Annotated in this window: 16 protein-coding genes and 1 tRNA gene; 13 read left to right on the top strand and 4 right to left on the bottom strand. The window is 59.4% G+C overall.

The window, feature by feature from the left end:
* Window positions 1-55 precede the first annotated feature (55 nt).
* The gene (locus tag ACVWZU_RS06425) at window positions 56-502 is read right to left on the bottom strand and encodes a Fur family transcriptional regulator (RefSeq protein ID WP_011433855.1); all 447 of its coding nucleotides are present in this window, start codon (window positions 500-502) and stop codon (window positions 56-58) included.
* Window positions 503-888: 386 nt separating this feature from the next.
* On the opposite strand from ACVWZU_RS06425, the gene ACVWZU_RS06420 reads away from it, so the two are divergent.
* Together ACVWZU_RS06420 and ACVWZU_RS06415 are read left to right on the top strand one after the other, a co-directional pair.
* A complete protein-coding gene (locus ACVWZU_RS06420) occupies window positions 889-1269 on the top strand; it encodes a hypothetical protein (protein WP_414331816.1) in 381 nt (126 codons plus the stop codon).
* A gap of 51 nt (window positions 1270-1320) precedes the next feature.
* Window positions 1321-2673, top strand: coding sequence for a D-alanyl-D-alanine carboxypeptidase (locus ACVWZU_RS06415; protein WP_457443964.1), 1353 nt, complete (start codon window positions 1321-1323; stop codon window positions 2671-2673).
* A gap of 56 nt (window positions 2674-2729) precedes the next feature.
* On the opposite strand, the gene ACVWZU_RS06410 is transcribed toward ACVWZU_RS06415, so the two are convergent.
* Window positions 2730-2802, bottom strand: a tRNA-Ile gene (locus ACVWZU_RS06410).
* 98 nt (window positions 2803-2900) lie between these two features.
* On the opposite strand from ACVWZU_RS06410, the gene ACVWZU_RS06405 reads away from it, so the two are divergent.
* The 9 genes from ACVWZU_RS06405 (at window position 2901) to ACVWZU_RS06365 (ending at window position 10716) form a co-directional block, all read left to right on the top strand.
* On the top strand, window positions 2901-3440 hold the full coding sequence (locus ACVWZU_RS06405) for a TMEM165/GDT1 family protein (RefSeq protein ID WP_414407328.1): 540 nt from the start codon (window positions 2901-2903) through the stop codon (window positions 3438-3440).
* Between the two features lie 57 nt (window positions 3441-3497).
* Window positions 3498-3833: a TMEM165/GDT1 family protein gene (locus ACVWZU_RS06400; protein WP_457443961.1), complete on the top strand. Its 336-nt coding sequence runs from the start codon at window positions 3498-3500 to the stop codon at window positions 3831-3833.
* A gap of 115 nt (window positions 3834-3948) precedes the next feature.
* Entirely contained in the window at window positions 3949-4098 is a 150-nt protein-coding gene (locus tag ACVWZU_RS06395; RefSeq protein WP_011433860.1) for a hypothetical protein, read from the top strand.
* A 98-nt stretch (window positions 4099-4196) separates the two neighbouring features.
* Entirely contained in the window at window positions 4197-4958 is a 762-nt protein-coding gene (pyrH, locus tag ACVWZU_RS06390; protein WP_011433861.1) for a UMP kinase, read from the top strand.
* Between the two features lie 460 nt (window positions 4959-5418).
* Window positions 5419-6462, top strand: coding sequence for an endolytic transglycosylase MltG (gene mltG, locus ACVWZU_RS06385; RefSeq protein ID WP_457443958.1), 1044 nt, complete (start codon window positions 5419-5421; stop codon window positions 6460-6462).
* Window positions 6463-6473: 11 nt separating this feature from the next.
* Window positions 6474-6947, top strand: coding sequence for a YqeG family HAD IIIA-type phosphatase (locus tag ACVWZU_RS06380; protein ID WP_011433863.1), 474 nt, complete (start codon window positions 6474-6476; stop codon window positions 6945-6947).
* Between the two features lie 450 nt (window positions 6948-7397).
* The gene (locus ACVWZU_RS06375; RefSeq protein WP_414343347.1) at window positions 7398-8045 is read left to right on the top strand and encodes a thermonuclease family protein; all 648 of its coding nucleotides are present in this window, start codon (window positions 7398-7400) and stop codon (window positions 8043-8045) included.
* 621 nt (window positions 8046-8666) lie between these two features.
* Window positions 8667-9617, top strand: a complete 951-nt coding sequence (locus ACVWZU_RS06370) for a LysR substrate-binding domain-containing protein (protein WP_011433865.1) — start codon at window positions 8667-8669, stop codon at window positions 9615-9617.
* A 184-nt stretch (window positions 9618-9801) separates the two neighbouring features.
* On the top strand, window positions 9802-10716 hold the full coding sequence (locus ACVWZU_RS06365; protein ID WP_457443956.1) for an alpha/beta fold hydrolase: 915 nt from the start codon (window positions 9802-9804) through the stop codon (window positions 10714-10716).
* A 117-nt stretch (window positions 10717-10833) separates the two neighbouring features.
* Here the strand turns inward: ACVWZU_RS06365 and thrC are convergent, their stop codons facing one another.
* Window positions 10834-11946: a threonine synthase gene (gene thrC, locus ACVWZU_RS06360; protein WP_457384265.1), complete on the bottom strand. Its 1113-nt coding sequence runs from the start codon at window positions 11944-11946 to the stop codon at window positions 10834-10836.
* 116 nt (window positions 11947-12062) lie between these two features.
* Complete coding sequence (locus ACVWZU_RS06355; protein ID WP_457443953.1) at window positions 12063-13709, bottom strand: isochorismate synthase; 1647 nt, start codon at window positions 13707-13709, stop codon at window positions 12063-12065.
* A gap of 271 nt (window positions 13710-13980) precedes the next feature.
* Between ACVWZU_RS06355 and menA the strand changes: the two genes are divergently transcribed.
* Together menA and ACVWZU_RS06345 are read left to right on the top strand one after the other, a co-directional pair.
* The gene (gene menA, locus ACVWZU_RS06350; protein WP_457443951.1) at window positions 13981-14922 is read left to right on the top strand and encodes a 2-carboxy-1,4-naphthoquinone phytyltransferase; all 942 of its coding nucleotides are present in this window, start codon (window positions 13981-13983) and stop codon (window positions 14920-14922) included.
* A gap of 154 nt (window positions 14923-15076) precedes the next feature.
* Complete coding sequence (locus ACVWZU_RS06345; RefSeq protein WP_457443949.1) at window positions 15077-16930, top strand: LptA/OstA family protein; 1854 nt, start codon at window positions 15077-15079, stop codon at window positions 16928-16930.
* The last annotated feature ends 77 nt before the right edge of the window (window positions 16931-17007 follow it).

Raw genomic sequence — 17007 nt, 5'->3', positions numbered from 1 at the left:
CAGTACAGTTCCCCTTCTGGGAAAGCATGAGAACCTGAGCTTTGGGAATTTTTGGCTACAAAATCGAGCGCTGCCCTTCTGGGCTGATACCAATAATGGTGAGCTGGCAATCCAACACTTTGAAACCGTACTTTTCTGCCACCTTCTGGGTGATGTTAAGAATGGCGTTGTTTTTGAACTCGATCACCTTGTTGGTCTTGACGCACACCAGATGGTGGTGGTGGTGGGGGGCCGGCTGGTTGATCTCGTAATGTTTGTGCCCTTCGGTCAGTTCCAGTTCTCGCAAAATGCCCATGCGGGACATCAGCTTGACGGTGCGGTAAATGGTGGAAAGGCTAATGTTGTGGCCTTCTTCCCGCAACTTTTTGTGCAACTCCTCCGCGCTCAGATGCGTGCCCTCAGGCAAGTTTTGAAACGTTTGCAGGATGATCTCCCGCTGCCGAGTGGCTCGCCAGCCTTTGGCATTGAGCTCTGCCTTGAACGCCTCTTCGGTGTAGACCATGATGCCGCCCCTCCGCTGTTGGGCAACGTCGCCGTAACAGTCAATAAGTCCTGTAATTGATAATAACTTCATTTATGACGACACCACCCGACTTGGTTGCTGAAGACTGGTTGCTGAAGACATTGTTCAGGCTCAATGGACAGGCTCAATAGAACAGGCCCAATAGAACAGGGACGCAACTGAGGCGCATGGGCTGCCGGGAGAGCCTCGGGAAGGGTGCGGGAAACCCAATCCTTCATCCATCCGGGATGAGCTAGCCTACAGAGCAGGGCTATGTGGCGGACTGTTTCTGGTGTTCGGGCGCGCCTAGGCTAACATACTCAAGAAAAGGCCCGCGGCATCCTGACAGCGTTGGCAAGCGTAGTGATCGGGGAAGGAAAACGAAAATGCGGTTTGAGCAGCCCAAAACCTATTCCATTTCTCTGGGTGGCTGGGGGTTCTGGCTGGGATCCCTGGCGTTGGCAGCTTTGCTGACCAGTATCGGGCTGGGGTGGCTGGTCACTGGATTGGTTGCCCTGTTGCTGCTTTTGCTGTCCTTGCCGGTGTTGGTGCTCCTGGCCTTTCGCTGGTGGGCGCGCCGCTGGATCACGACGGATCGCTGCCCGGTGTGTGGGTCAGAATCGCAAGCCATTGAGGGCAGCCATTTCTTTTGCCCCAATTGTGGAGAGCCGCTGTTTGTTGCAGACGGACGTTTTTATCGGCAAACGCCCCCCGGCACCATCGATGTAGAGCCTGTGGAAGAGGGTGGCTGGGAATTGACGAGCTGATGCCCCCTCGGTTGCCGGGATGTTTGGAGGGTGTTTTCCGTGAAAAGTGCTATGCCTGCGGCACCCCATGGTGCTACACAACACTGTTGCTCCGCAACGCTGACGCCACGGCACGAACGACATCTGTGGGGCTGGCCCGGTAGGCGGCTGGTTTCGAGCTGGGTTGGGCTGCTCTCGGCGGCAATTCTGTTGCTGGGTTTGTCTCCCCATTCCCAGGCGACGGAGCAGGGATCCCTGCAACCTCAGGTGGAAACTTATCTGGCTCAGTTGGCCGGTCGGGGGTTTTCGCCCGCGGCTCAGGGGGTTTGGCTGCAGATGGAGGATCCTTCGCCTCAGCGGGACAGAATCCTTGTTTTGGGACAGCATCAGGGATCCACACCCTTGCCGGCTGCTTCTTTGACCAAGGTGGCAACGACCCTGGCCGCTTTGCAGCACTTTGGCCCGCAGCACCGCTTTGTTACCACCTGGCTGGCCACTGGCCCCTTAACTGCTGAGGGAGTTCTACAGGGGGATCTCTGGGTTCTGGGGGGGGAGGATCCCTTGTTCGTCTGGGAGGAAGCCTTCTCCGTCGGCAACCTGCTCAATGCCTATGGGATCCGCCAGGTGCGCGGGGATCTGGTGGTGGTGGGCCGCTTTTACATGAACTTTTCCCGGGATGTGGCGCAATCGGGATCCCTGTTGCGGCAGGGGCTGGATGCGCGGCGCTGGCCGCCAGAGGCGGAGGCCCAATTTCAAACCTTACCCCCCGGCACACCCAGACCGCAGGTGGAGATCTTGGGTTCGGTGCGGGTTGCCCAGCAGATCCCGCCCGGCGCTCAGGTTTTGCTCAGACATGAGTCCCCCCCCCTCATTCACCTGGTCAAGCTGATGAACCTCTACAGCAACAACTCCATGGCCGAGATGTTGGCCGATGCAGTGGGGGGTGCTGACCAAGTGGCCCAAATCGCCCGGGCCATCGCCGGGATCCCGGCAGAAGAGCTGCAACTGATCAACGGCTCCGGGTTGGGGGTGGAAAACCGCATTTCGCCGCGGGCCAATGTAGCTTTGCTTCGAGCGATCCAATCTCTTCTGGAGGAGCAGGGGCTCTCTCTTGCCGATGCTTTTGCCGTCGTCGGCCAGGATGTGGGGGTGTTGGAACGGCGGCTGTTACCGGGGATCTTGATCGCCAAGTCGGGCACCTTGAGGAGCGTCAGCACCTTGGCGGGTGTATTGCCAACCGAGCAGGGGGACATCTGGTTTGCCCTGATGAATGGCGGATCCGATCTGGTCGGCTTTCGCACCCAGCAGGGACAATTCCTCAGCCAGCTCCAGTCCCAATGGGGATCCCCCACCACCCTGCCTGAGCGTTGGATCCCTCGCTCTGGGGATACGGGATCCCGCACGGAGCTGAACCCCCGTCTTTGAAACTGGGCGTCAACAGCCCTCAACCCAGAAACCTCGTCCGGCAGGGATCCTCCCCATGGGGCGTACAGGGATCGAACCTGTGTAAGGCAAATTATGAGTTTGCTGCCTAAACCGCTCGGCCAACGCCCCTGATTCTTTTACTCTAGCGTTTACTCTAGCGCCCTTGTCTCCTCCAGAAGCGGCTGAAAACAGGATAAGCTGCATGTCGGTGGTTAGGATCTGACGCCATGGCTGCGCCGCGTTCTTGGCAGGGGCAAATGGCCCTGGGCTTGGGGTTGATTGCCTTGTCCTCGGCTCTCTGTTTTGGCTTCTTGGCCGTTGGGCAGCACTATCTCTACGGGGATGGATCCGCTGTGGATTTCCAGCCTGCCGGGGAGAGTTTGGCTTTGTCTCCCGCCCCCAGTACTGGGCCTCCGACGGCACTGCCCCTCACTACCCCCCCCTCTTCCGACAGCAATCTTCCTGAGGGATCCCCACTGCAACTCTGGTTTGTTACTTTTTTAACCGTGTTTGTGGCGGAAATGGGCGATAAAACCCAGTTGGCAACCTTGCTCATGAGTGCCCAATCCCAATCTCCTTGGGCGATCTTTTTCGGTTCCGCCGGTGCCTTGGTGACCGCCAGTTTTTTCAGCGTGGTGCTGGGAGAAGGTCTGGGCCAAGTCATTCCCCCGGGCTGGCTACAATGGTTGGCGGGTGCAGGGTTCCTGGTGATCGGGGGCTATGTATTATGGCAGGAGTGGCGGGGGAACAAGCTCCCAGAGGGCTAGCCTCCCTGAGCAGCCGATGCCAACCCGGCAGGACAGAGTGAAGAACAACCGAGGAACGTGTTGATCCAAGACAACGACAGCCGAACCCCGTCTTTTTTGCTGCGGCAAATGGCCGGACGGGCCGCCCTAGTGAGCTTTGGCTCGATTCTGCTGGCCGAAATGGGCGATAAAACCCAATTGGCGACCCTGCTCCTCAGTGCCCGCTCGCAAAACGCTGGGGTAATCTTTTTGGGCGCTGCTGCTGCTTTGATCAGCACCAGCCTAATCGGGGTGTGGGCAGGAGCTTGGGTGGCCCGCCTGATCCCACCTCGCTGGATCAAAACCCTGGCAGGCGTGGGGTTTGTTTTGATGGGCCTGGCCTTGTTATGGGGATCCCTGCCCATAGCCGGCTGAGCAGAGGGCTTCAGGATGGCTTCGGCAAAGCGTGATAGGATTAAGAGCGCCTCACTTTGACACTTCAAACTGAGGACCTTCACTTGAGTCCGGACAACCGGTCAGGAAAACCAGCATGGCCAAAAAACGCAATCTGAAGCGGGAAAAAGCCGAGCGCAACCGCGAATATGCCAAACAGTTCCAAAAAAGTCGTGCTCGCAATGGCCGCCGCTTCCGTTCTGCCCCCCGCGACAACGAGGCCAGCGCTGGCGAAGAACAGCAGTAAGGTTGTTTTTGTCGAGATGCTCTGTCGGTCAATCCTGTGAGCGGAGCTAGTTCAACAAACCTGCTATCGTATGCAGGGGTGGGCCGGAGCGGATAAGCATGAAATATCGACGGATTCTACTGAAGTTGAGTGGTGAAGCCCTGATGGGGGAGCGCCCCTACGGGATCGACCCCGAGGTCTTGAAGTCCATTGCCGGCGAAGTGGCCTCAGTGGTACGGGCCGGTGTGCAAGTGGCGATTGTGGTGGGAGGGGGTAACATCTGGCGCGGGCGCAAAGAGGCGGCTGCCCAAGGGATGGATCAGGCTTCTGCCGACTACGTAGGGATGCTGGCCACCGTCATCAACGCCTTAACCCTGCAGGATGCCATCGAGCGAGCCGGGATCCCCACCCGGGTGCAGACGGCCATCGCCATGCAAGAGGTGGCGGAGCCCTACATTCGTCGCCGCGCCATTCGTCACCTGGAAAAGGGGCGGGTGGTGATTTTTGGGGCAGGATCTGGCAACCCCTTCTTCACCACCGATACCACTGCGGCCTTGCGGGCGGCGGAGATCGATGCCGAGGTGATTTTCAAAGCCACCAAGGTGGACGGAGTTTACGATGCGGATCCCAAGACTCACCCTCAGGCCCGCCGCTACGATGTCCTCAGCTATCAGGATGTGCTGAACCGCGATCTGCGGGTTATGGACAGCACCGCCATCGCCCTCTGCAAGGAAAATCAATTGCCCATCGTGGTCTTTGACCTGACTACCCCTGGCAATATTTATCGAGTGGTGCAGGGAGAACCCATCGGCACTTGGATCGGACAGCGGACGGTCGAGAACAACGGGATCCCCAGCCCAGGAGAGTTGATCCCAAGTTAGGGGGGAAATCGGCCTTGAGAGTCCGGCGACGCCCTAGCCAGGATTGAGTCCGAAGGATAGCCTGGCTCAAGGGTGTGCTCAGGCCGTTTGGAGGGAAAGGCAATGACAGATCAGCTAGAAATTGCAGGAGCCCCGCACTGTACCCGTAGGGTCGGTGTCGGGAGGAATGCTATAACAATACTGCGGACACCAGAAACGGTTGTTTAAGGCACTGGTAACGGTCGATTGGGGGTGCTGTAAACCACCCCAGAGGCTCGTGGTTGGCTTGCTAACTGCAGGGCTACTAAAAGCCCGCTCCGTACCGCCTAGCGGTTGGTGTCGGGTAGTTTACGTTCAGCATTCGGCCCAAAAGGATCCCGTCTTGCCCAAATGCTCTGCTGCCCAAGGCGCTATACCCAGGTCACCCCATGTTGCTACGCAACGCTTACGCGAACGCTGGGGTCGGCGTCTTTTGCAGAGCTTGATTTTCCTGTTGGTTCTGGTCGGGGGATTGGGCTACTGGCAGTGGCAGACCTGGCTCCAGCCGGTGGGCGGCCCAGAACCGATCCAAGTAACAATCCAGCCGGGCAGCAGCAGCCGTCTGATCGGGCAAAAACTGCGCCAAGCAGGGGTGATTCGCTCAGCTCTGGCTTGGGAGCTGTGGAGCCGCACCTTCGGGCGCGACTGGGTGTTTCAGGCGGGCACCTACGCTTTGGATCCCAACCAGGACATGCTGGCCGTGGCCCAACAACTGCGGCAGGGAAGGATCCTGCAAAGACGTCTGACCATCCCGGAGGGCTGGCGGATCGAGCAAATGGCAGAGGCTTTGGCCCAACGCAACTGGCTGGCAGCCGATGCCTTCATTGCCGTGACCCGGGTGATTCCCCCCCTCGACTGGCTGCCCCCCCACTTGAGCTCTCTAGAAGGCTACCTGTTCCCAGACACCTATCTTTTCCCCATCGAACAGGTGGAGGGATCCCTGCCGGATCGGGAAAAGGCCCAGATGGTGGTCGACGCCATGCTGCAGCGATTTGTCGCGGTGGCCCTGCCCCTGTTTCGCCAGCACACCACTTCCCTGTCTCTGCACGAGTGGGTTACCCTGGCCAGCATTGTGGAGCGGGAGGCCGTGGTGCCGGAAGAACGCGCTTTGATTGCAGGTGTCTTTCTGAACCGGCTTAAGAAAGGGATCCCCCTGGGAGCCGATCCGACGGTGGAATATGCCTTGAATATCCGGCAAACCCCAGATCGCCGCCTCACCCTTGCGGAGGTGCGTACCCCCTCTCCCTACAACACCTACCTCAACCCGGGTTTGCCCCCCGGCCCCATCGCCAGCCCGGGCTTGGCCAGCTTAAAAGCCGTTTTGGAGCCTGAGCAAACCGACTATCTCTACTTTGTGGCCCGCTACGATGGCACCCACGTTTTCAGCAAAACCCTAGCAGAGCACGAGGCAGCCCAATTGCAAATTATTCAAGAGCGCCGACAAGCTGCCCAGGGATCCCACCATAGTCCTCAACCCAGTCCTTAGCCGAGGAGCGGATGGTACACAAACCTTGGTTCAAGCTCCTGCAACCGGATCTGGTGGTGGCCGGCACTGTCTTAAAGTTGCGGGCAGAAGACCTGTGGGCCTGGCAGGTAAAAGGCATCATCTTTGACGTAGACGGTACACTGGTGCCGAGCCGACAGGTTGAGGTGGATCCCGCTGTGGCTGCTTGGCTGGAGCAGTTGCGTCCGCACTTTCAAATTTGGCTGGTGAGCAACAACCTCAATCGCAACCGGATTCAACAAATCGGAGAAAGCCTGGATCTGCCTTACATTCACCGGGCCGGGAAACCCTCACGGCGGGCTTTGCGGCGGGCCGTAGCCCAGATGGGCTTGCCGGTAGAAGCGGTGGCTATGGTGGGCGATCGCCTATTGACCGATATTTTGGCAGGCAATCGACTGGGGTTGGTAACCGTGCTGGTCAACTCCCTCTTGTCCGAAGCAGTCGAAAAGAACCCTGCTACCCTCTAGGGGCTGCGCTTTTGAGAGATTTGAGAGTTGGACAACTGTAATTGTTTCAAACTGAATTGAAAAGGTTTCCAAGCACTCCCCCTTTCCTTCGCAAAGAGAGAAGACCAAAAGACAATCCTGCTGCTCGGAAGGACTTAGTCACTTCAGTTTAGGGTGAGACGCCTGGGCAGCTGAGAAAAGCCCTGTGGCCCCATGCATGTTTCATGCATGTTTTAGGTGCGGGTACAGTGTCCCAGTTTGAATCGAAATGACCAACCACAGGTTGTCAGCGCTGACAACTGCTGACCGGATGGGTAGCACATCTAAAAATCAAGACAAAAATCGAGAGAGATTTTCCAGACCTGACCCATCTGCCCCAATTTTTTGTAGAGTGACGGCAGGTGAGCCGGATCCCGCGTTGAAGCCCAGTAGGCGGCGGTGTGAGGGCGGTGTGAGATCCAAAGGTCAAGCATGCGAACCATCCCTATTGTCAAGTCTGCCATGCAACGGCTAAAGTCCATGCTGCAAAAATCCCTGCGTTCTGCTCCGACTTCCCCCCGCTCCAGATCCCTGCTGGCATCCAATGGACGGAGCCTGATCAAGCTGGGCAGCTTTCTGGCCTTGCCTTTGATATTCTCGACATTGCCCGGTTGGGCTTTAACATTGGTGGCGCGTCCAGATCTGCGCGACCTCAAACGTGCAGCCGTGGTTCGGGTGGTCAACTACAACACCCTGGTTGTCCAGCTTGAAGGAGACTTGAATTTGCGGCTGGTGCAACTGATCGGGATCGATCCCTTGCCTGACCCGATCAACCCCAACTGGACAGAGTTGCGCGGACAAACCCCTCTGGCAGTTTACAATGCTGGCCAATATCTGCAGACTGCTTTGCTGGGACGTGAGGTGTTTTTGGAGTTGGATCCTGCCCTAGCCCCTGCTCCCACCTTGCCTGCCTACGTTTGGCAAGCCAACACCCTCATCAACCAGGAAATGCTGTTTTTGGGGCACGGCCTGTTGTCGCCACAAACCGATGGCTTGAAGTACGGCCCCATTCTCACCGAAGCTGCCGATGCAGCCAAAAGACAAGGACGCGGCTATTGGACAACCTACGGCCCTCGCTAGAGACCAAGCCAAACCCAGAGCTGGAATTGCCGGCCTGTTTGTTGAGAATAATCTCAACAGCCATCTTCCGCCGGTCGGTGAGAGCATGACTCTAGTCAATAATAAGCTCAACTATACTGAAAATAATGTATAATATGTTCAGTACGGATTACTACCAGTTGATCTTTCTGTTTACTTTCGAGTCTGCCAACATGGTAGCCAAAGCAAAGCAGAAAATTGGTAGTAAGACGACACGGAAACTGCGCTTTGGGTATTCTACTCAAAGCTTTGCGGGATACCGCCATTCTGTTTGGACTCCGTCCCGCTAACGCGAATGGAAACAAACAGAATGCTATCGCTGCATAGTTGAACAGTGATGTTCAGCAGTGTTCAGCGTAAATGTATCAGGTAGGTATTGTGGGCATAGCTGCTCCGAATGGCAGAGAAACAGCCCGAAGATTCTGAGCTCTCCTCTCCACTCTTGGCTGGTCACCCCCCAGAGCCGAGCTGCCGGGAAAGGGTTGAGCTGCTCTCTTGGGATTTCTCCCTTGTTTATGATGATCTCGTGTGGGTTTCCAAACGCGGGCTGCCCAGCTTTTCAGGGAAACGTAAGGGATCCCACTGTGGGGTTTGGAGTTCCCTATGGCGGATGAGTTGCCGTTTACTCTAGATCAGCTCCTCATCGTGCGGGCAATTGCTCAGCAGGGTAGTTTTCGCCGTGCTGCCGATAGCCTGTTTGTCTCCCAGCCTGCCGTCAGCTTGCAAGTACAGAACCTGGAGCGACAGTTGGGGGTGGTGCTGTTCGACCGCAGTGGGCGCAAGGTGGAGCTGACGGATGCCGGGAAAGTGGTGCTGCAGTACAGCGAGCGCATCCTCAAGCTGTGCCGTGAGGCCGTCGAGGCCCTAGCGGATTTGCAGAAAATGGAGGGGGGGCATCTGGTTCTGGGGGCCAGCCAAACGGTGGGCACCTATGTCATGCCTTCTTTGATCGCCCAATATCACCGCCGCTATCCACAAATTTCCGTACAGCTCTTGGTGCAATCCACGCGGCGAATTGCCCAGAAATTGGTGGACGGCCAGTTGGACGTGGCCATTGTTGGCGGGGAGATCCCCTTTGAGCTGCAGCGGCACTTGAAGGTGATGGCTCTGGCGGAAGATGAATATGTGTTGGTCGGTGCTCCCGGGTGTGCCATCGACTCTCCTGCGCTTGTGGATCTGCTGGCTTTGCCCTTCATCACCTTGGATCCCCAGTCGTCCACCCGGCAAACCATCGATCGGGTGCTGAACCGCCACGGCATTAACCCGGCCCAATTGAACGTGCGGCTGGAACTCAGCTCGATTGAAGCGATCAAAAATGCTGTCCAGGCGGGTTTGGGGGTGGCCTTTTTGTCTACGGTGGCAGTGGGATCCGATGTGGAACAGGGGCGGTTCCGGAAGCTGGCGGTGGAAGGGCTACAGATACGGCGTACCCTCTGGCTGGCTTTTAACCCGGAGCGCTATCAATCGCAGGCAGCCACCCGCTTCCTCCAAGGGCTGCTGACCCGCCAAGACTGGCTGAAAACTCCCCCGCCCCATTTGCAGTTGATCGGCTAAGTTGCGATGCGTTACGGCCTTTTCCGAGTTGATGGGATCCCAGGTAGATTCCGATGGATTGAGCAGGATCCCTGTTCAAAGAGATACGAGAGATATTTCCGTATAGGTGCATTCGCTGTAGCCAATGCTGCTCCGGAAGAAACTGCATCTGCTGAATCTGTCTGTGTCTACTGACCCCAAGCCGATGACCAGGCAAACGCTGTTGGAACGACTCCCCCTGGCCCAGCGCTTGGCGGAGTTACAGGCCCGCGTTCAAGAGATCCCGCTGCACAGGGTGAAATTGGAAGGGTTGAACATCGCAGGGGCAGAGTCCTGCTGGGCTGCCTATCGAGACTGGGGAAAAGGGATCCCACTGCTGTTTCTGCATGGCTTTATGGCCACTCATGCCAACTGGTGGCCGCTGATGCAAGGGTTGGGAGACGAATATCGCTGCATTGCCTTGGATTTACTGGGGTTCGGGCAGTCCGGCCAACCGGCCTTGCACTACGACATCGCTGCAGAAGTAGAGTTTGTGCGCGGATTTGTCCAAAGGCTGGGCCTAGCTGCTCCGGTTTTGGTGGGCCATTCCTTTGGGGGATGGGTGGCGGCAGCTTACGCCGTGCGGTATCCGCTGCGGGGGTTGGTTTTGTTGGCTCCTGCCGGGATCCGCGACGACAGCTTTGTGAGACGCTACAACCATTTGCGGCCCTTGCTCTGGGAAAGCGCTTGGGTGGATTGGCTGTTGCGGGCGATCGCTCCGCTGGCCCGCTGGTGGCATTGGGAAGACAAGCTGGCCCAGCTCTTGTGGTTGCGGGGATCCCTGCGTCAGCAGCCGGTCGCTCGGCAATTTCTTCGACAACGTCTGCGCCCGCAAGCTGCCGTCGATACGGTTGAACGTTATCTCCAACACATTCAGGCCCCCACCCTGGTGATCGCCGCCGAACAGGACGACACCATTCCCCTCTGGCACTGCCAAACCTATGCCGAAGGGATCCCTGGGGCTCAGCTCAAGATCCTGGCCGGGGCCGGCCACGCCATCCCTGCCTTGCATGGGGAACAGGTGCTGCCCCTGATCCGGGAATTTCTCGACACAGCCCTTTCCGCCCAATGCGGGCTTTGAGCTGGGGCTGTAGCGTATGGCCGAGAGAGGAATGCCGCTTGCCAGATGGCGATGCCCGATAGGCGACGGAGCGCCGCCCAAGGGGAACGCCTGACCCTAACCAGCAGGCGGTTTCTGCTAGAAACCCATCAGACGAGCAACAGCGGACAGCTCAGGGACAACGCCGGTGTGGATAGGAGCGGATCCCTGGTGGCTGGCCGTGTCCGGATCCTTAAGGCCATTGCCCGTCAGCACGCACACCACCTGTGCTCCAGCAGGCACCTGCTCTCGCCATTTCAGCAATCCTGCCACCGAGGCCGCGCTGGCCGGCTCGCAAAAGATCCCTTCTTCGGATGCCAGGAGACGATAGGCTGCCAGAATCTCCTCGTCGGTGACGCTATCCACCTGACCGCCGCTCACCTGCACTGCCGCCTTGGCCTTCACCCAACTGGCAGGATTGCCGATGCGAATGGCCGTGGCCACCGTCTCTGGGTGTTCCACCACCCGGTTCAACACCATGGGGGCAGCACCGGCAGCCTCGAAGCCGTAGAGACGAGGGCGACGGGTAGCCTTGCCCTGCTGGCGGTACTGGCAAAACCCCATCCAATAAGCCGTGATGTTGCCCGCGTTGCCCACCGGAATACAGAGCCAATCGGGGGCATCCCCCAAAGCATCCACCACCTCGAAGGCGGCGGTTTTCTGCCCTTCCAAGCGGAAGCGGTTGACCGAGTTCACCAGGGCCACCGGGTAGGTTTCCGCCAGCTGCCGCACCATAGCCAGCGCTTGGTCGAAGTTGCCTTGAACGGCGATGATCTCCGCCCCGTACATCAGGGTTTGGGCCAGTTTGCCTTTGGCCACGTAGCCATCGGGGATCAGCACATAGGCCCGCAGACCCCCTTTGGCTGCAAAGGCAGCGGCAGCCGCCGAGGTGTTGCCGGTACTGGCGCAGATGATCGCCTCTGCCCCTGCCTCTTTGGCCTTGGACACGGCCATCGTCATACCCCGATCCTTGAAACTACCGGTGGGGTTGAGGCCCTCCAACTTCAGGTAAACTTGACAGTCTCGCCCCAGCCGTTGGCTCAAAGCCGGGGAAGGCACCAGAGGCGTGTTGCCCTCATGTAGCGTGACCACAGGTGTGCTGGCGCTGACGGGGAGCCATTCCCGATAGTGCTGGATCAGGCCGGGCCAAAGCCCCACTTGCGCGCGGGATCCGGCTATACGAGGGGGATGGGTGGGATTCAGGGTCGCCATGTCGCAGAGGACACCGAGGCTAATCAAAGACCGGCTTTCTCACTGTAGCTGTTCGTGGAGGGGTTCGTATCCACCTCCCGCAGCGGCGGCAGAAACATCTTCCTGATCCCCTCTCTTCAGAAGCTGGGGAGCGGAGGAGCTGCAGGTCGCAAGGCCAGAGCCTGCACCAGAGAGCGCAACTTCAGACGAATCTCGGCCAGCTCTTGCTCTGGGTTGGAGTCAGCCACAATCCCGGCACCGGCATACAAGCGGGCCCAATTCCCCCGAATTAGGGCGGAGCGGATCCCCACCACAAACTCGCCATTGCCCTGTAAGTCTACCCAGCCCAAGGGAGCGGCATAGCTGGAGCGATCAAAGGGTTCCAACCGCTCTAGCCACTGCAGCGCCGCCTGTTGGGGATACCCTCCCACCGCTGCCGTCGGGTGGAGCTGGGCCAGCAGATCGAACAGATGTACATCGGCGGGGAGCTCCGCCTCGATCAAGGTTTGCAGATGCTGGATGTTGGCTAGACGGAGCAGCCGCGGTTGCGGGGAAATGCAGGGATCCATTCCCAACCGACTCAGAGCCTCCCGGATCGAGCGCACCACCCACTCATGTTCTCGGCGGTCTTTGGGGCTGCGGAGCAGCTCCTCGGCCAACTGGCGATCCTGGACAGGGGTGGCGCCGCGGGCGGCGGAGCCGGCTAAGGCATCGATCTGCACCCGGCCTTGCCACACGGAAAGCAAGCGCTCCGGGGTGGCCCCCAAGAAAACCTGGGGAAAGGCCCCCTCTTGGACCAGGGGGAGAGGCCTGGCCGGCAAATTCCCCCGAGCATCTGCCTCCAAGGACTTCGGCCCGCTGACGCCAGCGGCAAAGGCAAAGATGCTGCAATCGGGATGATCTTTTTCCAGGTAGGCCAGCAGGGACGGGATTGACGGCGGGACAGGCAAGTGCAGATCCACGGCTTCGGCCAGCACCACTTTCTCCAGGGATCCCGCCTGAATCACCTGCAGGGCTTTTTGGATGCGCGCCAAGAGGGGGGCTTCCTCCAAGTTCACTGGCACAGGAGCTTGCAATTCCCACGAGGGCAAGGGGGATCGAGAAAGGCGCTCCATTTGGGCAAAAAAGGCGGTGATCTGCCCGGCCAAAGCCGCTAGGTCGCTCTCGGGGTCGATTTCCAGATTGAGCCGCGCCACCGCCAGAGATCTCCAGGAGCCTGGTACCTGCAACAGTTGCCAGCGCGGCAGAACCAGCGCCGCCCCCCCATCACTCCTGGGGCTGAAACCAAGGCGACAGAAACACAGGGGGCGTTCCTGCCGGCTGTCTGGGAATCTTCCCACTTCCGAGGGCTCCGTTCTGCCAATGCAAGCGGCATGGACGTGGGGCTGCAGCTCTTCTACAAAGCTCCGTGCCGCCCGCAAGCCCCCTTCTCCCGCGAGATCAACCTGCCGCAGGGATCCCCATCCCAACACCCGCACCCTTTCCCCGTGGGCCTTGTGGGAGAGATAACAGTAGCTCGGGAATCGGTTTGTGGGGAGCGAACCCAGCCTCTGGGCCAGCACCGCCAGCGGATCCAGCTCTGGGATGGGCTGCGACAAGCTGAGGATTTGGGGAACACCCCGCGCCCGCGCCATCTGTTGGCAGGCGGCTAGGAAGGGATCCCAGTGGCGCCGATCCCTCGCCTCGTCCGTCCAGGTAGAAGTGCGAGTCGGCGGCCATGCTCTCGGCCACTCCAGGCACTCAAGCGTACCGTGGGCATTCCAAGGGGAAAGAGAAGAGGTCATGCGCAAGAAAAAGAAGACGATCCCACCTTGGCCGAAAACAGGACACCCGTCGATGGAGACCGGCAGAAGATGACTTTAGGATAAGAGATTAGGAGAAGAGCCGGCAGCCTGAGCTTCTGGGGGCCAGATCTGAGGAGCTTCTTCACGGACTGCAAAGTTTCTTAGCATCCTGGGGGATGCTTTCTCAGGCGCTCTACCCTACAGAGCAGATGGTTGTAGACAGATCCAGAGACAGGCCCCAGAGCAGGCTTACTTCCCAAGGAGAACTCCCATGAATCCAGATGTCGGCCAAGTGCAGCCAGCAGCAGAGGTCGCATGGAGTGACCCCTCCCGCCGGCAATTGTGGATGGCTGCCCTCAAGCCCCCCATGTACAGTGTGGCGATCATGCCCATCTGGGTGGGATCCGCCATTGCCTATGCCCAGTCAGGGGTGCTGGACTTGGGGGTTTTGGGGGTGTTTTTGGGAGCCGCCATCTGCATCTTGGCCTGGGTCAACATCAGCAACGACGTGTTCGATGCCCAGACAGGGGTGGACAAAAACAAACTCCACTCGCTGGTCAACCTGACGGGCAAGCCGGGGCAGGTGTTTTGGGTGGGGAATGCCTTTTTGGCCCTGGGTCTGCTGGGGATCCTGTGGCTGAGCTGGCGGCAATCGGATCCCACGGTGCTGCTGTTGGTGCTGCTGGCCTGCGGGCTGGGCTATGCCTACCAAGGGCCGCCCCTGCGCCTGGGCTATCAGGGCCTGGGCGAGATCCTCTGCTTTTTCAGCTTTGGGCCGCTGGCGGTTTTGGCCGCCCACTACAGCCAAAGCCAGACCTGGTCGCTGCCGGGGTTGGCAGCCTCACTGGTGGTGGGGATGGCGACCAGCTTGATCTTGTTTTGTTCCCATTTCCATCAAGTGCAGGATGACCTAGCCTGCGGCAAGCGCTCGCCGGTGGCCCGCCTGGGGACTTTGCGCTCGGCCCGCCTCATCCCCTGGCTCTGCGGCAGCCTTTTTGGCCTGATGCTGCTGTTTGTGGGGCTGGGGATCTTTCCGGCTTGGACACTGCTGAGTTTGGCCGGGATCCCGTTTGCAGTGCGGCTTTCCCGCCTGCTGGGTACCTATCACGATCAGCCGCAGCGGATTAGCCACTCCAAGTTCATCGCCGTCAGTCTCCATTTTTGGCTGGGGCTGTTTCTGGGGCTAGGGTTCATCCTCAGCCGCTATGGCTGAAGGCTGAAAAGTCGGCTTAAGGCTAGGTGTGCGCGGGATCCCTCCGGTGCAGCCGGCAAAATGGGATAAGCTACAGCCTAGAGTGCTAGCTCAGAGCGTTGGCTCCAAGGGGAGTGGTCAGTTCGGGTCGAGGTGAGGCGGCAGCGAAAACAGGATGCGGCGATTCTTCAATTCCAACCTGGGGGTGGCGCTGTTGGGGAGCAGCATCTTGGCTGCTTTGGTGGGCTGGGCCTTGTCGATCGACATCGAGGAAGTGAAGGTGGAGTCTCCTCCCCCCGACCAGCCCCTCTCGGTCAGCCGCAGGGTAGACATCTTGGGTCGTCGGGGAGGCCATCAGCGTTGGCGGTTGATTGCCGAGCAGGTGGATCTGGCAGCCGGGCAACAGGTATTTGAGCAGGGGGCACACGGCTACTTCTACGGAGAAGGTGCCGACCGGCAAAAAGGGGTGCCGGATCCCTTTTTTGATAGCAGCGAGCAGATGACTTGGCGGGCCAAGCGAGCCCGCTACAATGCCACCGCCGACGAGCTGTATTTGGATGGCGAGGTGGAGGTGAGGAGCGACGATGGCAGCTTGCTCTTGACCAGCGCCCTGAGAGTCACCCCCGAAGAACGCATCGAGGTGCCCGCGGAGTTCACCCTCAAAGGCCGGGAAATGGTGTTGCAGGGCCGCTCTGGCTCGTTTAACTTTCAATTTGCCCTTCTCAGCGCTCAGCAGGGCAAGCTGGTGGTGCTGCGCACCGACAGCCCGGCAGCCGCCCCCCCGACCGATCCCGCCAGCGCTTCCCAGTGGGTGGCCAGTGCTGCAGCGGATCCCGCTTCCATCACCATCACCGCCGACCAGATCACCTACGACCGCACCCAACAAGTGGCTCAGGGGAAAGGGAACCTGCGCATTCGCGAACGTGGCATCGAAATTCGCGCTCCCCAGGGCACCTACCTGCGGCAACAGGCCCAAAGCATTCTCTCCGGCGGCGTGGTGTTACAGGAGGTGGCCGGCGACAGCAGCCGGGATCCCTTATTGGCCGATCTGCGCTTGGCCCAGGCCTCTCCCGGCCCGGAGGCAACCCCCAACCGACAGGATCAAGAAGTCACCATCATTGCCGACCGCCTCACGTACGACCGCAACACACAAATTGCCCAAGGGGAAGGCAACCTGGAGATCCAGCAGGGGGAAACCATCATCCGGTCGGCCCAGGGCACCTACCGCCGCCGCGAATCCCAAAGTTTGTTGACCGGAGGGGTCACCCTGGAAGAGCCCGGACGGGTGCTCACCTCAGCCCGCCTGGAGGGCAACCACCGCGACAAGATCTTCCTCTTTGAAGAGAACGTCCTTTACCGGCAGATGGCTGCCTCTACCCCCACGCCCGGCGAGGGATCCCTGACAGAGGAGCTGCGCCAAGCCGAAACCGAGGTGCGGGCTGCCCGCCTGGTTTACAACTCCCGCACCGGCACTTCCGAGTTTAGCGATGCCGTCGAGTTTATCCAGCGGGGACGTAGGGCCAAGGCCAACCAGGCCACCATCACCCCTGAGAAAGTGGAGCTGCGGGGAGAGGTGGTGATCGAGCAGATCGAAGGGGACTGGCTGGCGCGGCGCTTGCAAAACCCGGAGACCCAGGCCGATGTGGATCAGCCGACGGTGATCTACGCCGACCGGGTGGAGATCGACCAAGCCAGCGGCGATGCCCGCTTCTTTGGCAATGTGGTTATTGTGCAGGCCAACCGCGCCATCGAAGGGGATCGCGCCGATTACTTCGACCGAGAACAAATTTTCAAAATCAGCGCCGAACAGGCTCCTGTGGTGCTCTGCGATCGGGGAGAGGTCGGCCGCCTTCCCGGGGAGAGCACCCAAGCTCTGCCGGGCCGCAACGCGCTGGATCAGATGTGCCGGGGCGCCAATCGCCTCAGTGGCAAGCTGGTTACCCTGAACATAAAACAAGATGAATACACCGTCGAAGGGGACGGGCAACAGCAGGGCATGTTTCAGTTTCGCATCACCGACGCCCTCTGATGGGATCCCCCCTCGGGGAGCCATCTGTGGTTTTTGATCGTCCAGGTTTGGCTGAGGTTGTGATCCGAGGTGATGTC

The organism is Thermostichus sp. MS-CIW-26, from assembly GCF_054059115.1.
The sequence above is the reverse complement of the archived record's forward strand: the minus strand, read 5'-3'. Positions and strand labels throughout refer to the sequence as shown.